The following is a 19,548-nucleotide window of genomic DNA, read 5'->3' on the forward strand; positions in this document are numbered from 1 at the left end:
AGAAGATGAACGAACAATTTTTAGAAAGTGCTGAGTTTTACAACCGTCGCTACCATAATTTCTCAAGCCGTGTGATTTTGCCAGCCTTTGTCCTCCTACTCTTTCTTCTATCCTTTGCTTTTTTAGCCAAGAAAGAGCTGACTATCTCTGCAGGGGCTAGTATTGAGCCTGAAAGCATTTTAGTTAATATCCAATCAACCAGCAATAACGCTATTATTGAAAACCATTTAGAAGAAAATAAAGTTGTTAAAAAGGGGCAAGTACTTGTCAAATACAAGCTAGAAGGAGAACAGGCGCAACAAGCAACCCTTTCTTCCCAACTAGAAACCCTAAAAGAACAAAAAGGCCAGTTAGAACTACTCAAAGCCAGTCTTGAATCTGGATCTAGCCAATTTCCTGCAGCAGATAAATTTGGCTATGAACAAAATTTTCAAGACTATCTTAATCAAGCAGCTAGTTTAAGTGCAAATACGGAGCAACAAAATGCCACTATTGCTTCTCAAAACGCAGCCGCAAGTAATTCTCAAGCAGAACTAGGTAACATTATCAATGAAACCAATGCCAAGATTGCAGATTATCGAGCAGTTAAATCTGCTATCCAAACAGGGGCTAGCTTAGACCCCACAACAAGTGGCTATGAGATTTACCAAGCCTACAGTGCCCAAGTAACCGATGGTTCTCAAGAACAGCTCAAAAGTCAATACCTGGCGCAAGTAGATGGTCAAATCAGTCAATTAGAATCTGCCCTATCTGGCTATCGCTTGCAATATGCAGGATCAGGAGCTCAACAGGCTTATTCTGGGAGCCTTCCTAGCCAGCTAGAATCTCTCAAAGCGCAAAATCTAGCTAGGGTTGGTCAAGAAATGACAGCACTCGAACAAAAAATTATGGAAGTTGAAGGAAATAGCAAGATTCAAGCAGGCTTAACTCAAAAAGGAGAAATCCTCGCCCTAGAAGATGGGATTATCCACCTCAACCCCGAAACAAAAAGCTCTAGTCTGGTTCCTGAAGGAACCCTCCTAGCCCAGCTTTACCCAAATCTAGTAGAAAATAGCAAGGTAAAAATCACCAGCTATATCTCCTCGAAGGACATCTCTAGTATCAAAGAAGGGGATAAAGTTCGCTTTACGACTGTCGATGACGCCAATAAGCAAATGAGCCTAACATCTACTATTTCTAGCATTGATAGCAGTGCGACAAAGACAGAGAAAGGAAATTTCTTCAAGATTGAAGTAAAAATTACCCTCACAAAAAAAGAGGCAGCTACTCTGCGATATGGTCTAGAAGGACGCTTGGTCATGATTACAGGACAAAAGACTTACTTTGATTACTATAAAGACAAGTTTTTGAATCAGTCATGAAGGACTGCTAGGAATATCTATAAGAAAAAGCTCTTAGGAAGACTAGGCGATTGCTGTCTCTAGGAGCTTTTGTTGATGATAGAAAAAAGATAGAAGAAAATTCCCCAGATTGAGACTTTTTGGCTCTATAATATCTGTAGTGGGTAAATCCACTGTGGAGATTATGGAACCTTTTTCAGTGTAGAAAAAAAAGTCCCATATGACCTATAATGAAAAGCGAAGAAACTATCATTTAGAAAGAATCATATGGAACAACTAAATCTTATCACAAATTTTCTCAAAATGAAAGACAAAAATATCACGATCACTAATGAATGCGACATGGGAACACACTTAGAACTCCACGGTCACTTGGATTACACAGCCCCTAAATGCCCTTCCTGCAAGGGACAAATGGCTAAGTATGACTTCCAGAAAGCCTCTAAAATCCCCTACTTAGAAACTGCTGGCTACCCACTACTTATCCGCCTTCGAAAGCGTCGTTTCAAGTGCAAGGAATGTGGGAAAATGGCGGTCGCTGAAACTCCTATTGTTAAGAAGAACCATCAAATATCTGTCGCTGTCAACCAGAAAATCGCACAATTACTCATCGAAAAGCAAGCAATGACACATATCGCACACAGACTCTCCATTTCTACATCTACAGTTATTCGAAAACTCAATGAGTTTAAATTTGAAACGGATTGGGATAAGCTTCCAGAAGTCATGTCCTGGGATGAGTATGCCTTCAAGAAAGGGAAAATGAGCTTTATCGCTCAAGATTTTGACACAAATAACATCATCGCTATCCTTGATGGAAGAACGCAAGCAACCATCCGAAATCACTTTCTGAGATACCCTAGACAGGTCAGAAACCGCGTTAAATTCATCACTATGGACATGTTTAGCCCTTACTATCAACTAGCCAAACAACTTTTTCCTCATGCTAAAATCGTGCTGGATCGCTTCCACGTTGTGCAACATTTAGCTCGTGCTATGAACCGTGTCCGCATACAAATCATGAATCAATTCGATAGAAAATCCCAGGAATACCGTGTCTTAAAACGCTACTGGAAACTGGTACAACAAGATAGCCGTAAACTCAGTGATAAACGATTTTATCGCCCTACATTTCGCATGCATTTGACCAATAAGGAAATCTTAGACAAGCTCCTATCCTACTCAGATGAGTTACGACAACATTATGAACTCTATCAACTTCTTTTATTCCATTTCCAAGAGAGGAACTCAGAGCATTTCTTTGACCTAATTGAGCAAGAAAGAGCCACTGTTAACCCTATTTTCCAGACGGTATTTAAGACCTTTCTAAAGGATAAGGACAAGGTTTTAAACGCTTTGGAATTGCCTTATTCCAACGCTAAATTGGAAGCTACCAATAATCTTATCAAAGTCATTAAACGAAATGCCTTTGGTTTCAGGAACTTTGAAAACTTCAAAAAGCGGATTTTGATTGCCTTAAACATCAAAAAAGAGAAGACCAAGTTGGTCCTCTCTAGATGTTAGCTGACATCTACCCACTACAGTTGACAAAGAGCCGACTTTTTCTTCTATCTTATGAGTTGTGGTATATCTAGTAGATATTAGTCTTTAGAGTGGTTGCCTTTTTTCAAGCCGAGACTTGCTAGAGCAAGTGTTGCCAGACCGAATAATCCTAAAGGAGAAGTGGAAGTACCTGTATTTGGAAGTTTTCCTTTGTCTGAGCGAGAATTCTTAGAAATGCTCGTTGCAGGCAGACTGGTTTTGCTTTGCGGTTGAACAATCTTGCTTACAGGGAGCGTCACTTTTTGACCATTTGGTAGAGAAATTTCTTCCTTGATTTCTTTTTCAATGATTGGAGTTGTTGGTGCGAGTGGAGGAAGATTTGGTTCTTCTACTTGTATAGTCGGTTCTACATAAGTGAAGCGATACGTACCAAAACCTTCGATACTTGAAGGTTCAAGATAGCTGACATCTTCAAGATTGCTACTGAATTCTTTGGCAGAATTTGCAGTCATAAAGCGTAGATCTAGCCCTTTGATGGTATCAGCAAAGTACCAGTTTTGATTAGCACGAGGATTGATTTCTTTTTGTGCGAGGATATAATTGATGATAGCTTGACGATTTTCCAAATTCAATAGGCGTTTGAGACTCGCGTCTTTGACACCTGGGAAGGTTCCGTTAGAGCGATAGTTGTTGGTAACAACGATAAATTCTTGATTTGGATCAATAGCTTTTCCTTGGTATTCCAAGTTGACAATCCGATTGGCAGTCTCATGGACTATTTTTCCATTGCGATCATATTTATTTGGTTGAGTAACATCAATTCGATAGGTTACGCCATCAATGACATCAAAATTATAAGTGCGGTATTCTGTATTGATCAAATTTTGAGGCTGCGTAGCATGTGGATCAATGGTGTTAAATTGACCGGCAGACATCTCTAGCCATTCTTTCAATTGAGCACCTGTTACCTTTACAATTGCTGTAACATTATCGTAGAGATAGAGATCTGCCACGTTTTTAATTGCAATCGGACCGGCTGGAATATTGGTATAAGCAGTTGGATCATTTCGAGTACCTGCTTTGAAGGGAGCAGCAGCTGAAAGGAGTGGCAAATTAGCTTCTGGAGTTCCAGCGAGTTCTTGTTTTGCATACCAAAGTTGAGCGTTATTAACGATTTGAACAGACGGATCGTCTTTCACCAAGGCAAAGTAGCTGGTAATTGGAGCAGTAGTTGTACCGACTTGTTGGCGAACGTAGGTGACTGTTCCTTCGTGTGCTTCTTTAGCTAAATCAAGAATGGTCTTATCTGCAGCTGCTGATTTAGTATCAATCTTGCGGATTTGTCCCTTACTGGTATTGACATTCCATTTCCCAGCTGTGTAGGTTAAATTGAGGTCAATAATCCCAAGATGGTCACCGTATTTTCCTGCCATAGTGACTGGTGTTCCATTGATTTTTCCTTCAATGCCATCGACACCCTTGTACTTCTCATAAAAACCGCTACCGTTGCCACTTGGAAATTCTGCATGGGAATGACCTGTTACCACTGCATCAACTCCAGGCAAGCTAGCGATTTGGTAGCCGACATTTTCTTCACCATGTTCATAAATATCATCCCCGATTCCCGAGTGAGAAAGGACGAGGACAATGTCTGCTCCCGCCTTACGTAGGACAGGTATCATATCTTTTACAGCATCTACAGCGTCACGGACGATGACTTTTCCTTCTAAATTTGCCTTGTCCCAGAGCATGATTTGCGGAGGAACAATCCCTGTTACCCCGATTTTTACTAGAGTTTTGCGACCTTCTGTATCGATAAAAGCCTTTTCTAAGATTTTATAAGGTTCATAGATAAATTCCCCTGTCTGAGCATCTAGGACATTAGCATTGACGATGGGCATTTTTGCACTTGCAATCACTTTGTTAAGATAATCTAAACCATAGTTGAATTCATGATTGCCTAGTGTTCCAATATCATAGCCTAGAGCATTTAAGGCGACATACATAGGATGCTCTTCGCCATTTTCAATCGGCTTAACAATAGATTTATAGGTTCCAAGAGGAGTTCCTTGGATAGTGTCTCCGTTATCTACCAAGACGGTATTTGGATTTTCCTTTTTAGCTTCCTCAATCAAGAGGGCTGTTTTGGCAAGTCCCAAGGTTTCAACAGGCTTATCTTGGTAGTAATCATAGTTGACTAGATTGGTGTGAAGGTCTGTTGTAGCTAGGATTCGAACATCAACAGTTTGTCCTTCAATTGGTTTTACATCGCTAGTATTGACATTTGTAATGGTAGGAGCGGCAGGATTGTCTATATTTGGTGCGTCTAGTGTGATTGGAGTATGTTGCCCAGCACCTATAGTGATAGGTTGTTCTTGTTCATTCGCATAAGTTAGTTGTTGCTGGGTAAATACGGCTGCAAAGGCTGTCAAAGCCAAAGTACTTTGTAACATAAATTTTTGCTTCATAACTCTCTCCTTAAAATTAGATAATTACATTATATAAAATGAAAACGGATTTATCAACATTTTCTGAAAAATAAACGAAAAATAATTCATTTTCAAGAAAATAATGTTCGTAAATTCAAGTTGTCTGAAAAATCCCAAACAAATCTTTTTGAAATTTTGTCAATTTTCAGTATAATAGGCTTACAAGGAAGTGAGAGTATATGTATTGTGTAGTAGAGATGTATGGAGATTATGAGCCTTGGTGGTTCCTAGATGGTTGGAAAGATGACATTGTCAAAACATGGACGTTTGACGATTATTATGTTGCACTTAAGCACTACAAGCACCATTGGGCTGATTTGGCGGAAGCCTCTCCATTTTATCGCAGTCGAAGTGATTTGATGACAGCTTTTTGGAATCCAGAAGATGAGCGTTGGTGTGAAGAATGCGGAGAATATGTGCAGCAGTATCATTCCTTAATGCTTTTAGAAAACGATAAGGTCATCCCCCAGAGCAAGCTTCGTCCAGGATACAATAAGCAAAATGCTTTAGAAAAACATCGAAGTTGCCAAACAAGAAATAATTAAAAAATGTCAGTTTTGCTGGCATTTTTTAATTTCCTTGCGAATAGTTAGGTAAGGAGGGCGTATGGTTCAAGAAATTGCACAAGAGATTATCAAGCAGGCTAGAGAAAAAGTAGCTCAGGATATTTACTTTATCCCAAAAGAGGATTGTTATGAACTCTATATGCGAATTGGCGATGAACGCCGATTGATTGGGCAATATGATTTTGAAAAATTTGCAGCAGTCATCAGCCATTTTAAGTATAGAGCGGGGATGAATGTTGGAGAAAAACGTCGCAGTCAGTTGGGCTCCTGTGATTATCCTTGTGGACAAGAGGAAGTATCTCTACGTTTATCCACAGTTGGAGATTATCGAGGTCTAGAGAGTCTTGTGATTCGCTTGCTTCATGATAAAAAATCCCAACTTCACTTTTGGTTTGCGGATTTGAAAGAAGTGAGCAAGATTGTGAAACAACGTGGCCTCTATCTTTTTTCGGGACCGGTAGGAAGTGGGAAAACGACTTTAATGCACTATTTGGCACAGATGCGTTTTAAAGGGCAACAGATTATGTCTATCGAAGATCCTGTGGAAATTAAGCAGGATACGATGCTCCAGCTCCAACTCAATGAAGCGATTGGCTTGACCTATGAAAATCTCATCAAGCTATCCTTACGCCATCGGCCAGACTTGCTCATCATTGGGGAAATTCGAGATGCTGAAACGGCACGGGCAGTTGTCAGAGCAAGCTTGACGGGAGCAACTGTTTTTTCAACCATTCACGCTAAGAGCATCCGTGGGGTGTATGAACGTTTGCTCGAGTTGGGTGTGAGCGAGGATGAACTGCGGATTGTGCTACAAGGCGTATGTTATCAACGATTGATCAAGGGAGGAGGCCTAGTCGATTTTGCAAACCAACACTATCAAGAGCACCAGCCAGAAGTCTGGAATGCGCAAATTGATCAGCTTTTTGCAGCAGGACATATCAGTTTTGAACAAGCGGAAAGCGAAAAAATTATCCATCAATAAGCAGAAAAAGGTCATTGAACTGTTTAATAATCTCTTTTCAAGTGGTTTTCATTTGGCAGAGACGGTAAATTTTCTAGGTAGAAGTGCGTTGTTAGAGTCTGTCTATGTGGATACGATGAGAGATGGCTTATCCACAGGTCAACCTTTTTCAAAAATTATGGGGTGTTTAGGGTTTTCAGATGCTATTGTGACCCAGCTATCCTTGGCTGAGTTTCATGGAAATGTAACGCTGAGTATGGTCAAGATTGAAGAGTATCTGGAAAATCTTTCTAAGGTTAGAAAGAAACTGATTGAAGTGGCCACCTATCCTCTTTTGCTTTTGGGATTTTTAGTCTTGATTATGCTGGGGTTGCGGAATTATCTTTTGCCCCAGATGGACAGTAGTAATCTAGCAACTCAGATCATCAGTCATTTGCCCCAGATTTTTCTAGGGATTGTACTGTTCCTATCGCTAAGCGTACTAGCCTTTCTCGTGTATGTCCGCAAAACAGCTAAACTCAAGCTCTTTTCTTTCCTGGCTAACATTCCCATTTTGGGGCCGTACATTAGCATTTATCTAACAGCCTACTACGCTAGAGAATGGGGAAATATGATTGGACAGGGCTTGGAGCTCGGTCAGATTTTCCAGATGATGCAGGAGCAGCCCTCTAAGCTTTTTCAAGAAATTGGAGGAGATTTGGAATTGGCTCTGCAAAATGGACAGGGATTCTCTCAAAAAGTGCAGGATTATCCCTTTTTCAAAAAGGAATTAGGCCTTATTATCGAATACGGAGAAGTAAAATCCCGCTTAGGGAGAGAGTTAGAGGTCTATGCTGAAAAGACGTGGGAGGAATTTTTCACGCGGGTCAATCGAGCGATGAATTTGGTTCAGCCCTTGGTCTTTGTCTTTGTTGCCCTTATGATTGTTATGCTCTATGCAGCGATGTTATTACCAATTTATGAAAATATGGAGGTTCAAATCTAATGAAAAATAGAATGAAAAAGATGAAACAAGCACAGGTAAAAGCATTTACATTGGTAGAAATGCTCGTGGTTCTTTTGATTATTAGCGTGCTCATGCTCCTTTTTGTTCCTAATTTAACTCAGCAAAAAGACTTGGTGGCAGAAAAAGGCAATGCAGCAGTCGTTAAGGTGGTTGAAAGTCAAGCAGAATTGTATGAGTTGAACCATCCAGGAGAAACGGCAACTCTAGGGAAATTAAAGGAACAAGGTCAAATATCTGACAATCAAGTCAAATCTTATCAAAAAGTGATTGCTTCCGGAAAAGTTGAACAAGGTCGTGTGATTAGTGATTAAAGGATTTACCATGTTAGAAAGTTTACTCACCCTCTTCATTACTAGTTTTGTACTCTTACTGTTATCAAACTCGGTGCATGCCTCGTTTGAAAAGGTACAGAATCAGATTTTCTTCTTAGAATTTGAGAATTTCTACCGCGAAAGTCAGCAGTTAAGTGCTTCCTCGCAGGAAAAACTGGATGTAACGATTGAGCAAGGGAGAATTTCAAATGGCTACCGTCAGCTAGCTATTCCAAGTTCGGTGCAGGCTCCAGATTACCAAGTTTTGCATTTTGACCGAGCGGGTGGGAATTCTTCGCTGAGCAAGATTGTTTTTCAAACGAAGGATGAAACAGTTAGTTATCAATTATATATCGGCAATGGAAAAATTAAGAAAACAAGCAGTTGAGGGGAGCATTTTATTGGAGGCTCTCCTTGCCTTTAGTGTCTTTGCGTTTATTGCAACATTTTTGCTGGGGCATATCCATGATTCTAGAAAGGAACAAGCCCAGCAATTAGCAGCAGAAGAAGTCCTACGTGCAGCAAAAATGGCCTTACAGACAGATAAAAGTGATTTGACAGTGAATGAGGTGGATATCCATGTGGAAAAATCAGCCCAGCTTCTTGTCGTCTATCATGGAAAGGAGGAAATCATCCGTGTGGAAAAATAAGAAGTTACGAGCTTTCACGCTCCTAGAAGCTTTGGTTTCCCTTCTAGTTATCAGCGGTAGTGTCCTCCTTTTTCAGTCCATGGCCCAACTCCTTGCGTCTGAAGTTCAGGCACAGAAAAATAATGACATCAAGGAATGGTTGCTTTTTGCGGATCAGTTAGATGCTGAACTCAGCCGAAGTCAGTTTGACAAGGTTGAAAATGGTAAACTATATGTAACCCAAGGTGGCAAAGGGATTGCTTTTGGCAAGTCTAATAAGGATGATTTTCGCAAGACAGATTCGAGTGGCCGTGGCTATCAACCGATGCTTTATGGTCTGAAAGAGGCACAAATTACGAAGGAAGAGTCATTGATTCATATCCATCTGCAATTTGAAAAAGGACTGGAAAGGGAGTATGTGTATCGTGTGGAAGAAAAAGGTTAAGGCAGGCGTTCTTCTTTATGCACTCTTTATGGCAGCTGTTTTTAGCTTAGTTTTGCAATTTTACCTCAATCGTGAAGTGGCAAGCCGGCACCATTTTCTGCTCAGTCATGAGCGAACAAAAGCGTATGCCATGGCTGTTTTAGCAAAAGATGAGGGAAAAGAACATACAGGTCATCTCCAGTTTAAGGATGGACAAGCGAGCTATCAAAAGGAAAAGGACAAGATGAGTGTGACAAGCCAGCTGGCTTCAGGTCGTCGCTATCAGTTTTCTTTTGCTCAAAAAGAAAAAGAAGAGCAAGAAAAGAAAGACAAGAAAAATCCCTCAGACAAAAAAGAGCAGACAAAGACTTCTGAGAACGAAGATGTAGACCGTGAACATGAACAGCAGGTTAAGGAAAGTGAGCCATCTCCCTCTCGTAGCCCGAGGTCAGAATAGCCAAATCAATTGATTTTTGATATGATAGGGAGCGGAGGAAACTATGAATTTTGAAACTATTGAGCAGGCCTATTACCTGCTACTAGAAAATGTCCAAACCTTGCAAACAACCCTATCAACTAGCTTTTATGATGCTTTTGTGGAGCAAAATGGGATTTACTTGGATGGTGAGACGGATGTCGAAAGTGTGAAAAGAAATAACCAACTCCTGAAAAATCTAAACTTGAATAAGGAAGAATGGCGCAGAGCTTTTCAATTTCTCTTGATGAAAGCCGCACAGACGGAACCCTTACAGGCCAATCACCAGTTTACGCCAGATTCCATTGGTCTACTGTTAAGCTTTTTAGTAGATAGTCTAGTGCCTTCTCAGCAAGTCGATGTACTTGAAATTGGGAGTGGTCTGGGCAATCTAACTCAAACTCTGCTCAATCACAGCCAGAAAACTCTCAATTACCTAGGGATGGAAGTGGATGATTTACTAATTGATTTGTCCGCTAGTATGGCAGAAGTGATGAAAGCAGAAGTGAGCTTTGTGCAAGGGGATGCTGTTCGCCCCCAAGTCCTAAAAGAAAGTGACCTTATCCTTAGTGATTTGCCTGTTGGATTTTACCCAGATGATCAGATTGCGAATCGCTACCAGGTCGCAGCTCAAGAGGAGCATACCTATGCCCATCATTTGCTGATGGAGCAATCTCTCAAATACCTTAAAAGAGATGGTTATGCCTTCTTTTTAGCACCGAATAACTTGTTGACTAGTCCGCAAAGTCATCTGCTCAAGGCTTGGTTACAGCAAGAAGCCCAAGTTTTAGCGATGATTAGCCTACCAGAAAGCCTTTTTGGTCACAGTCAGCATGCGAAAAGCATTTTTATTCTACAAAAACAGCATGAAGCTATCGAGAACCCGTTTGTTTATCCATTAACAGATTTACAAAATCGAGAAGAAATGATGCAATTTAGAGAAAATTTTCAAAAATGGGTTCAAAGAAAGTGAAATTTAAGCAAAATTTTGATATACTATATGAAAACGCTTAATACCAAAGGGGAACATTATGTCAAAAACAATTGCAATCAATGCTGGAAGTTCAAGTTTGAAATGGCAACTCTATGCTATGCCAGAAGAAACAGTCCTTGCAAAAGGATTGATTGAGCGTATTGGTTTGCCAGATTCTATTTCAACTGTAAAATTTGATGGTCGTGCTGAGAAGCAGGTGTTGGACATCGCTAATCATACACAAGCGGTAAAAATTTTATTGGATGATTTGATTCGTTTTGAAATTATTACAGCCTATGACGAAATCACAGGTGTTGGGCACCGTGTGGTTGCAGGTGGAGAATTCTTCAAAGAATCAACCGTAGTCGATGATGAAGTTCTGCAAAAAATTGAGGACTTGAAGCTTCTGGCTCCACTTCACAATGGAGCAAATGCAGATGGTATTCGTGCTTTCAAAGAATTGCTTCCTGATATTACTAGTGTAGCGGTCTTTGATACCTCTTTCCATACGACGATGCCGGAGAAAGCGTATCGTTATCCATTACCAACCAAGTATTACACAGAAAATCAAGTTCGTAAATATGGTGCCCACGGAACTAGCCATCAATATGTAGCTCAAGAAGCTGCTAAACATCTTGGTCGCCCAGTAGAAGAGTTGAAGATTATCACTGCCCATATCGGAAATGGTGGTTCGATTACAGCTGTGAATGGTGGACAATCTGTGGATACCTCTATGGGATTCACCCCGCTTGCAGGTCTTATGATGGGAACGCGGACAGGGGATATTGATGCGGCGATTATCCCGTACTTAATGGAGCATACAGACGATTTGAAAACACCAGCTGATATTAGCCGTGTCTTGAATCGTGAATCTGGTCTCTTGGGGATATCTGGTCAATCTAGTGACATGCGAGATATTGAAAGTGCTATGCAGGCTGGGAACAAGGATGCGACACTTGCTTTTGATATGTTCGTAGATCGTATTCAAAAATATATCGGTCAGTACTTTGCTGTGTTAAATGGAGCAGATGCCATTGTCTTTACAGCAGGCATTGGGGAAAACTCAGACCTTGTTCGTGCGGCTGTAATTGAAGGCTTGTCTTGGTTTGGTTGTGACATCTTACCAGAAAAAAATGTTCGAGGAGCAGAAGGTGTAATTTCAAGTTCCGATGCGAAGGTAAAAGTCCTAGTTATCCCAACAGACGAAGAGTTGGTGATTGCACGTGATGTCGAACGTTTGAAAAAATAAAAAAACAAAAAATAGGTTGGAAGTTTCTAACCTATTTTTATTTTCAATTAAATCTAGAGTATTAAGGCTAATGCAATATTTGAGAGCATACTAAATAGAACATCGAATAGGATATGAAAACGGATAGGTCTAATGAATTGTTTCATAATGTATTCTCCTAATCGTTAGCTAAGCTAGTGACTAACTCTTGACATTCCTTTATTTCTCTTGCTTTAGAGGGCTGAAAAATGCTTGAATATCTTCTTCAGTCAGTCCAATCATTGGGTCGATGGAGAGGATATTTTCTTCAGACAAAAGAAAGTTTTCCACTGGAATAGCAGACTTTTCAACAGATTTTTCCACATTTTCCACAAGGTTCTGCACAACTTCTGTGGATAACCTTGCTTGGTCATCGTCAAATCGTTCGATGAGATAGGTATTTCGAGTAGTTCCTGTGTTTTTAGTCGCATAGTCAAAAGCAGCATACTCTCCTAGGAGGATTAACTTACTTTTGGAACGTGTAATAGCGGTATAGATGAGATTGCGTTGGAGCATCCGCCTGCTTCCTAGGGTAATGGGGAGGATAACGACAGGAAACTCACTGCCTTGGGATTTGTGGATACTCATCGCATAGGCTAGGCGAATCTTGTACCACTCGCTCCGCTGGTAGGTAATTTCATTGCCATCAAAGTTCATGGTTATTTCATCTTGTTTGGAGTCGCTATACTTAGCTGGGATAAGGTCAGTAATGTACCCCAAATCTCCGTTAAAGACATTACTTTCTGCATCGTTCACCAAATGAATAACTCGATCGCCCATTCGATAACTTTGTTCAAGATTTTCAAAAATAAGTTCATCTTTTTCCACAGGATTGAGAAGATTTTGCATGAGTTGGTTGATTTGGTCAATTCCAGCCTGTCCCCGATACATGGGGGCAAGGACTTGGACATCTGATGGTGCGATCCCGCTACGAATGGCTGCTGCGGAGATTTTCTCAATCATGGCAGGAATATGTTCGCCCCTTGCTTCAAAATAAGAACGATCGGCCTTTTTCTCCCTAAAATCAAGAGGCAGGGCTCCGTCTCGTATTTGACTAGCAAGTGTAACAATCGTAGAATCCTCACCTTGTCGATAGATTTTTTGAAGCCTAGTTTGTGGAATAGTTGGCACTTGCAACAAATCAGCCAAGACTTGTCCAGGACTGACCGAAGGAAGCTGGTCACTATCTCCGACAATTAAAATCTTACTATTGGTTGAAATGTTACTGAACAGCTGATTAGCTAGCCAAGTATCCACCATGGAAAATTCATCGACGATGATAAAGTCAGCATCTAGGTAGTCATCCAAGTGGCTGGTATCATCATCTCCAGTCATGCCCAAATGCCGATGAATGGTTGCACTTGGAAGACCTGTTAATTCATTCATGCGTCTGGCAGCGCGACCAGTTGGTGCCGCAAGGAGAATAGGGAGTTCATCTTTAGCTAGGTTAATCTTGTGGAGCTGGGCGTAGACAGCGATAATCCCGTTGATAACGGTTGTTTTTCCTGTCCCTGGTCCTCCGGTAAGAATAAAGACCTTGTTTTGAATGGCATCGCAGATGGCTTGCTTTTGTATGGCATCATAGCTAATCTGGGTACTTTCCTCGACTTGCCTGATTGCCTCATCAATCGTTGCTTGCTGAAATTGCTCGTTTTTTCCTTTTTCTAAAATCCGTGTCAGATGACTGCGAATGCCTTCCTCGGCAAAGTAAAGACTATTGTCAAAAATCTTCGTGCCTACATTTTGAACCTTGTCTTCTTCGATAAGGCTGGCTAATTGATTGGCGACTTGGCTAGGATCTAGCTCAATCTGTCTTGCACTTTCGAGCAGGGTAATGGTAGCTTCTAGTAATTGTCTAGCTTCGATGTAGGTATTCCCAGTTTCCATGGAAAGGCTAAGCAAGGTATGGATAAGTCCCGCTCGAAATCGTTCTGGAGCATCGCTTTCAATCCCGAGTTTCTCCGCCAGCTGATCGGCAATTTTAAACCCAATCCCTTGAATATCTTCCACCAATTGATAAGGATATTCTTCCACGATGTCCATGGTTTCTTCCTTGTAGAAATCTTGGATTTGGAAGGCCAGTTTATTAGGAATGCCATAGTTGGCGAGTTTAGCGAGGATAAGTTCTGTTCCATAATTTTGACGGAGTTTGCTGACAAAGGCTTCACGATTGACAGCCGATAGTCCTGTGATTGTCTTTAATCTCTCAGGTTCAGCGAGGATTTTATCAATAGTATTATCCCCGTATAAATCGACGATTTTTTGAGCTGTTTTAAGGCCAATTCCTTTGAAATGATTGCTCGAAAAATAGTTGACCAAGCCTTTTTGGCTAGGCTTTGCACGTTCATAACGACTGAGTTTTAATTGCTGACCATATTTTGGATGTTGCACTAAATCGCCCCAAAAGGTGTACTCTTCCCCTTCTAGAACATCGGCCATGGTCCCTGTGACAATGATTTCTGGCTCATCCAATTCACTGTTGGTTTCCTCAATTTCAAGAAGTAAAATCCGAAAAAAATTACTTGGATTTTCAAAAATAATGCGTTCAATGGTTCCTGAAATATACAGTTCCATATCTTCCTCTCTTCTGATAAAAAAGAAGGAATGAGACAGGAGTCACACGGGCTCTGTCCCACCCCTTTCTTGGTGTGGTTTGTTAAAAGGTGCCAATTCGCTTGAATGGCCAGAAACGAACCTTGGCCTCGCCTTGGATTTGTTCTGCTTTGAAGGTTCCGACCTGACGACTATCTTTTGAGACAATTCGGTCATCTCCTAACAGTAAATATTCCCCTTGAGGGACTTCAATCGTGAAGTTAGGATTGCCCTCTTTATCAACTGTAAAGGCTTGAACGTTTTGAGCCAAACGCTGGAAGAAACTATTATAGGAGTAGGTACTTTGCAAGCGATCGTCCTTGAATTTTTCCATATAGTCTGTTAGGTAAGGTTCATCCGTTTTTTCACCGTTAATGTAGAGCTGGTCGTTCTCATAGCGAATTGTATCTCCAGGCATACCAATTACCCGCTTGACAATTTGCTTTTCTTTGCCGTCGTCATCTGTTTCTTTTGCAACGACAATATCAAAGCGGTCAATCGGCGTTACCTTGACAATCACCAGGCGTTCTTTATCAGCAAGCGTTGGGTCCATAGAGTGACCATCGACCACAACGAGATTCCAAACAAAAATGATGGATAGATAACCTAGAGCCATGGTCAGGCTAAAGAGCCCCCATTCTGCTATAAAGCGGGCAAAAGCCCCTTGTTTTCGATTTTGTCTTCTCATAGCTTACCTTTCTAGTAACTGTTTAATTTTTTCTGTATTTTTAAAGTGTAGTTTAGCAGTTTGCTGCAAACCGTTCATACCGCAAGCAGCAAGGACTTTCTTTCCGACCTGGTCTGACTTACTACCAGCCCCACTTGGCAAGGGATAGCCGAACTCTTGACTGAGTTGCTCCAGATTTTCTAAAAATAAATCTCTGGCTAAAATGGAGCTAACAGCGACTGCCAAATATTTGCCCTCGGCCTTTTCTTCCAAGCTGATTGGATTAGCAAAGTGATTGCGTTCGTTTTGAAGGTAGTTTTGATAATTTTTTAAACTGGTAAAGGCATCAATCACAATTTTTTGTGGGGTCACACCTTGCTTGAGCAGGAGGTAAATAGCTTGATTGTGGAGAGCAACCTTGACAGAAACGGCATTGTAGCCAGAATCAATGACTTCGTTGTATTTTTTAGGACTGAGTAGCAGGGCTTGGTGCTGGATTTTTTCCTTTAAGAGCGGTGCTAATTGCCGAATTTTTGAATCGGTTAGGGTCTTTGAATCTCCTACTCCTAGCTTTTTTAAAAATTCGTGCTGGTCAGGAGTGACAAAGGAAGCAACAACGGCGATACCTCCAAAGTAGGAACCATTTCCAACTTCGTCTGTTCCAATCAAGGGTAAATCTTGTCTCGAATCTCTGTCTTTTTGCCCAGAAGCCTGGTAGCCAAAACTTTTAGCGACCTCTTGAGCACGACCACCTTGAATGAGGACCTTTCCAGAAGTATAGATAGAAACAGTTGCTTGCTGTAATCTAAAAAAATAACGTATATATTGATTGTTGCTAGGAGACAACTGATCCTTGTATTTCTTTACAAAGTCTTGGATTGTTGTCTCGCTAGGAGTAAGGCTAATACTATCCATGGCATTTATTATATCATAAAACCCATAAAAAACACTGAAAATACTATAAAAACTGACAAAATCTTGTCTTTTTGGTATAATATCTTGAGGTGAAATTTATGGCAAATCTAAATCGATACAAATTTACATTTGGAAAGAAAAGCTTAACCCTAACAACTGAACACGAGAATTTGTTTATGGAAGAGGTCGAAAAAGTCGCACGGGAGAAATATGCAGCGATCAAGGAAAGTATGCCAACTGCTGATGATGAAACTCTGGCGATTTTATTAGCGGTGAACACACTGGCAACTCAATTAGAACGGGAGATTGCTGTCGATGATATGGAGCAGGAATTAGAGAGTTTGCGGAAAAAAGTTGTAGAAAAGGCTCAGAAAGAAGCACTCGAAGATGAGGAGAGTAAATGATTTCCATCGTTTTAGTTTTAATCCTAGCTTGGAGTTTTTATATCGGTTATAGCCGCGGTCTAATCTTGCAGGGTTTCTACACCTTTATGGCAGTTCTTGCAGGCGTCATCGCCAGCCAACTTTATAGATCGTTTGCACAACAAATCAGTCTCTTGGTTCCGTATGCCAATCCTCAAAATGGAGCGACGACGTATTTCTTTTCCAGTCAACAGATTTTTGAGTTGGATCAGGTATTCTATGCGGGTTTGGCCTTTTTAATACTATATACAATAGTATATAGCTTGGGACGTTTTGTAGGTATTTTCTTGCATTTACTACCATTGCGGTACTTGGATGAGCGAACCTATAATGTGGCAGCAGGTCTTTGTTCTGTGTTTGTAACCCTGTTTGGCTTGCAAATGATGTTGACCGTTTTAGCGACAATCCCTATGGACTTGGTACAAACCCACTTGAATAATAGTGGCTTGGTTCGTTTTTTAGTCAATCACGTGCCGATTACGACCAGCCTATTAAAAAACCTTTGGGTGACAAAGATTATTGGATAAGAGATAAACTCAGTTGGCCAGCTAGCTGAGTTTCTTTACATAAAGAGGAAAAAAGATGAATCAGAAGATATTAGAAACCTTGGAATTTCAAAAAGTCAAGGCTTTATTCACTCCCTACTTAGTGACAGAGCAGGGGCAAAAGGAGTTGGCGGAGCTTGTGCCGACAGATAAGGCTGACAAGATTGAAACAGCCTTTTTAGAAATGCAGGAAATGCAGGCTATTTTTGTAGAAGAGCCTCATTTTTCTCTGGGAGCCACAAAGGACATTACAGCCATTGTCAAACGCTTGGAATTAGAGAGTGATTTGAACATTGAGGAATTTTTGGTACTCAAGCGAGTATTGATGGTTAGTCATGACTTGGTGGACTTTTATGCTGAATTAGAAAATGTTCGCTTGGAACGCTTGGCACGTTTATTTGAGAATTTAGTTGATTTTCCCGCATTACAAGGGAGTTTACAGGCCATCAATGACGGTGGCTTTGTAGAGAGTTTCGCCAGCGAAAATCTAGCACGAATTCGGAGAAATATTCAAGAAAAGGAACATCAAGTACGGGAGATTTTGCAGGATATTCTCAAAAATAAAGGAGATATGCTAGCAGACCAAGTCGTTGCCAGTCGAAATGGTAGGAATGTATTGCCAGTCAAAAACACCTACCGCAACCGAATTTCAGGAGTTGTTCATGATATTTCAGCGAGTGGAAATACGGTTTACATCGAGCCTCGAGCCGTGGTGAATCTTAATGAGGAAATCGCCAGTCATAAGGCAGATGAACGTTACGAAATTTTACGAATTTTAGAAGAACTATCCGCTATGATTCGTCCCCAAGCAAGAGAAATTGCAAACAATGCTTGGATTATTGGGCACTTAGATTTGACAAGTGCCAAGGTTCGATTTTTGCAAGACTATCGGGCTGTGGTACCGACATTATCTAAAGAGCAAAACGTCCAGCTCCTCAATGTTCGGCATCCTTTGGTCGAAAATGCGGTTGCAAATGATCTATATTTTGGAGACGATTTATCCGCCCTTGTAATCACAGGGCCTAACACGGGTGGTAAGACCATCATGCTAAAAACCCTTGGCTTAGCTCAACTGATGGGACAGGCAGGTTTGCCAATCTTAGCAGAGAAGGGAAGTCGTATTGGACTTTTTCGTCAAGTGTTTGCTGATATTGGGGATGAGCAATCAATTGAGCAAAGCTTGTCAACTTTTTCTAGTCACATGACCAACATCGTCTCTATTTTGGAGCGCGTGGATGAGCAATCTTTGGTGCTCTTTGATGAATTAGGGGCAGGGACAGATCCGCAAGAAGGAGCTGCCCTTGCAATTGCTATTTTGGAAGATTTGCGTCTTCGAGGGATTAAAACGATGGCAACCACTCATTATTCAGAGTTGAAGGCTTACGGAATTGAAACTAAAGGAGTGCAAAATGCTAGTATGGAGTTTGACACCAATAGTCTGCGGCCTACATATCGATTTATGCAGGGAGTTCCGGGTCGTTCCAATGCCTTTGAAATTGCTAGACGCTTAGGGTTGATGGATATTATTGTCCGAGAAGCTGAGGAGTTAACAGATACCGATAACGATGTGAATCGTATTATTGAGCAGCTAGAAGAGCAAACCTTGGAAAGTCGCAAACGATTAGAGCATATCCGTGAAGTCGAGCAAGACAATCTCAAATTCAATCGTGTACTCAAAAAACTCTACCATGAGCTCCATCGAGAAAAAGAAACAGAGCTCAACAAAGCTCGCTTAGAAGCCAAAGAAATTGTGGATATGGCTTTGGTTGAGAGTGATAGTATTTTGCAAACTCTTCACCAGAAAGCAAGCCTCAAACCCCATGAAATTATCGAAGCTAAAAAACAGTTAAAACAGCTAGCACCAGAAGTGGTGGACTTATCAAAAAATAAGGTGTTAAAGCAAGCCAAGAAAAAACGTCAACCAAGGATTGGTGACGCGATTATTGTCACGAGTTATGGTCAGCGTGGTAGTCTTGTTAAACAGCTAAAAGATGGCCGTTGGGAAGCACAAGTTGGACTTATTAAGATGACTTTGGAGGAGAAAGAGTTTGATCTTGTAAAAGTAGAAAAGGAAGAAACACCAAAGAAAAAACAGGTGAATGTGGTGAAACGTGCGAGTGGCAGAGGTCCGAGTGCCCGTTTGGATTTACGTGGCAAACGTTATGAAGAGGCCATGCAAGAATTGGATGAATTTATTGATCAAGCCTTACTGAACAATATGGCACAAGTGGATATTATCCATGGTATCGGAACAGGTGTCATTCGTGAAGGTGTTACCAAGTACCTTCGCCGCAACAAACACATTAAAGAATTTGGGTATGCACCGCAGAGTGCGGGAGGATCGGGCTGTACGATTGTAGTGTTTAAGTAGAATTCTCTTCGCTACTCGATCGTAGGAAACAAGGTTAGGATATCTTCTCTCAACCTCGTTTTTAGTGTTAATGTACAATAAAAATGTTAAAT

At 41.0% G+C, this 19,548-nt stretch carries 19 protein-coding genes; 15 read left to right on the plus strand and 4 right to left on the minus strand.

All coding sequences use genetic code 11. From position 1 onward, the window contains the following. The first annotated feature begins 5 nt into the window (after positions 1–5). Together BFM96_RS04180 and BFM96_RS04185 are read left to right on the plus strand one after the other, a co-directional pair. Positions 6–1,361 (plus strand): bacteriocin secretion accessory protein, encoded by a 1,356-nt coding sequence (locus BFM96_RS04180; protein ID WP_068990716.1) that lies wholly within the window; start codon positions 6–8, stop codon positions 1,359–1,361. Between the two features lie 246 nt (positions 1,362–1,607). After that, on the plus strand, positions 1,608–2,864 hold the full coding sequence (locus BFM96_RS04185) for an ISL3 family transposase (protein WP_068990719.1): 1,257 nt from the start codon (positions 1,608–1,610) through the stop codon (positions 2,862–2,864). Between the two features lie 77 nt (positions 2,865–2,941). Here the strand turns inward: BFM96_RS04185 and BFM96_RS04190 are convergent, their stop codons facing one another. Beyond that, entirely contained in the window at positions 2,942–5,311 is a 2,370-nt protein-coding gene (locus BFM96_RS04190; protein ID WP_083201742.1) for a bifunctional 2',3'-cyclic-nucleotide 2'-phosphodiesterase/3'-nucleotidase, read from the minus strand. A gap of 200 nt (positions 5,312–5,511) precedes the next feature. Between BFM96_RS04190 and BFM96_RS04195 the strand changes: the two genes are divergently transcribed. From BFM96_RS04195 to BFM96_RS04240, 10 genes are all read left to right on the plus strand, one after another. Next, positions 5,512–5,877 (plus strand): DUF1033 family protein, encoded by a 366-nt coding sequence (locus BFM96_RS04195; protein ID WP_068990721.1) that lies wholly within the window; start codon positions 5,512–5,514, stop codon positions 5,875–5,877. A 61-nt stretch (positions 5,878–5,938) separates the two neighbouring features. Beyond that, positions 5,939–6,880, plus strand: coding sequence for a competence type IV pilus ATPase ComGA (gene comGA / locus BFM96_RS04200; protein ID WP_068990723.1), 942 nt, complete (start codon positions 5,939–5,941; stop codon positions 6,878–6,880). Beyond that, positions 6,801–7,844, plus strand: a complete 1,044-nt coding sequence (comGB, locus tag BFM96_RS04205) for a competence type IV pilus assembly protein ComGB (RefSeq protein WP_068994164.1) — start codon at positions 6,801–6,803, stop codon at positions 7,842–7,844. The genes comGA and comGB overlap by 80 nt, the downstream gene beginning before the upstream one ends. An 11-nt stretch (positions 7,845–7,855) precedes the next feature. After that, the gene (gene comGC / locus BFM96_RS04210) at positions 7,856–8,176 is read left to right on the plus strand and encodes a competence type IV pilus major pilin ComGC (protein ID WP_068994166.1); all 321 of its coding nucleotides are present in this window, start codon (positions 7,856–7,858) and stop codon (positions 8,174–8,176) included. A 10-nt stretch (positions 8,177–8,186) separates the two neighbouring features. After that, entirely contained in the window at positions 8,187–8,564 is a 378-nt protein-coding gene (gene comGD, locus BFM96_RS04215; protein WP_068990726.1) for a competence type IV pilus minor pilin ComGD, read from the plus strand. Beyond that, positions 8,536–8,826, plus strand: coding sequence for a competence type IV pilus minor pilin ComGE (gene comGE / locus BFM96_RS04220; protein WP_068990728.1), 291 nt, complete (start codon positions 8,536–8,538; stop codon positions 8,824–8,826). The genes comGD and comGE overlap by 29 nt, the downstream gene beginning before the upstream one ends. Then, positions 8,792–9,250: a competence type IV pilus minor pilin ComGF gene (comGF, locus tag BFM96_RS04225; protein ID WP_145939743.1), complete on the plus strand. Its 459-nt coding sequence runs from the start codon at positions 8,792–8,794 to the stop codon at positions 9,248–9,250. The genes comGE and comGF overlap by 35 nt, the downstream gene beginning before the upstream one ends. Continuing rightward, the gene (comGG, locus tag BFM96_RS04230) at positions 9,222–9,686 is read left to right on the plus strand and encodes a competence type IV pilus minor pilin ComGG (protein ID WP_068990735.1); all 465 of its coding nucleotides are present in this window, start codon (positions 9,222–9,224) and stop codon (positions 9,684–9,686) included. The genes comGF and comGG overlap by 29 nt, the downstream gene beginning before the upstream one ends. A gap of 43 nt (positions 9,687–9,729) precedes the next feature. After that, positions 9,730–10,677 (plus strand): class I SAM-dependent methyltransferase, encoded by a 948-nt coding sequence (locus BFM96_RS04235; protein WP_068990737.1) that lies wholly within the window; start codon positions 9,730–9,732, stop codon positions 10,675–10,677. Positions 10,678–10,735: 58 nt separating this feature from the next. Then, the gene (locus BFM96_RS04240; protein ID WP_068990741.1) at positions 10,736–11,926 is read left to right on the plus strand and encodes an acetate kinase; all 1,191 of its coding nucleotides are present in this window, start codon (positions 10,736–10,738) and stop codon (positions 11,924–11,926) included. A 198-nt stretch (positions 11,927–12,124) separates the two neighbouring features. Here the strand turns inward: BFM96_RS04240 and recD2 are convergent, their stop codons facing one another. The 3 genes from recD2 to rnhC all read right to left on the minus strand — a co-directional run bounded on the left by recD2 (position 12,125) and on the right by rnhC (position 16,118). Then, the gene (recD2, locus tag BFM96_RS04245; protein ID WP_068990743.1) at positions 12,125–14,518 is read right to left on the minus strand and encodes an SF1B family DNA helicase RecD2; all 2,394 of its coding nucleotides are present in this window, start codon (positions 14,516–14,518) and stop codon (positions 12,125–12,127) included. A gap of 82 nt (positions 14,519–14,600) precedes the next feature. Next, positions 14,601–15,224, minus strand: a complete 624-nt coding sequence (gene lepB, locus BFM96_RS04250; protein ID WP_068990745.1) for a signal peptidase I — start codon at positions 15,222–15,224, stop codon at positions 14,601–14,603. A gap of 3 nt (positions 15,225–15,227) precedes the next feature. Continuing rightward, positions 15,228–16,118: a ribonuclease HIII gene (gene rnhC, locus BFM96_RS04255; protein WP_068990747.1), complete on the minus strand. Its 891-nt coding sequence runs from the start codon at positions 16,116–16,118 to the stop codon at positions 15,228–15,230. A 98-nt stretch (positions 16,119–16,216) separates the two neighbouring features. Between rnhC and BFM96_RS04260 the strand changes: the two genes are divergently transcribed. Genes BFM96_RS04260 through BFM96_RS04270 form a run of 3 tightly spaced genes read left to right on the plus strand, consistent with a single transcriptional unit; the run spans position 16,217 to position 19,456 of the window. Further along, entirely contained in the window at positions 16,217–16,522 is a 306-nt protein-coding gene (locus tag BFM96_RS04260; RefSeq protein ID WP_068990751.1) for a hypothetical protein, read from the plus strand. Next, on the plus strand, positions 16,519–17,067 hold the full coding sequence (locus BFM96_RS04265) for a CvpA family protein (RefSeq protein WP_068990752.1): 549 nt from the start codon (positions 16,519–16,521) through the stop codon (positions 17,065–17,067). The genes BFM96_RS04260 and BFM96_RS04265 overlap by 4 nt, the downstream gene beginning before the upstream one ends. Before the next feature lie 55 nt (positions 17,068–17,122). Next, positions 17,123–19,456 (plus strand): endonuclease MutS2, encoded by a 2,334-nt coding sequence (locus tag BFM96_RS04270; protein ID WP_068990756.1) that lies wholly within the window; start codon positions 17,123–17,125, stop codon positions 19,454–19,456. Positions 19,457–19,548: the final 92 nt, after the last annotated feature.

The organism is Streptococcus himalayensis (assembly GCF_001708305.1).
Lineage (GTDB): Bacteria > Bacillota > Bacilli > Lactobacillales > Streptococcaceae > Streptococcus > Streptococcus himalayensis.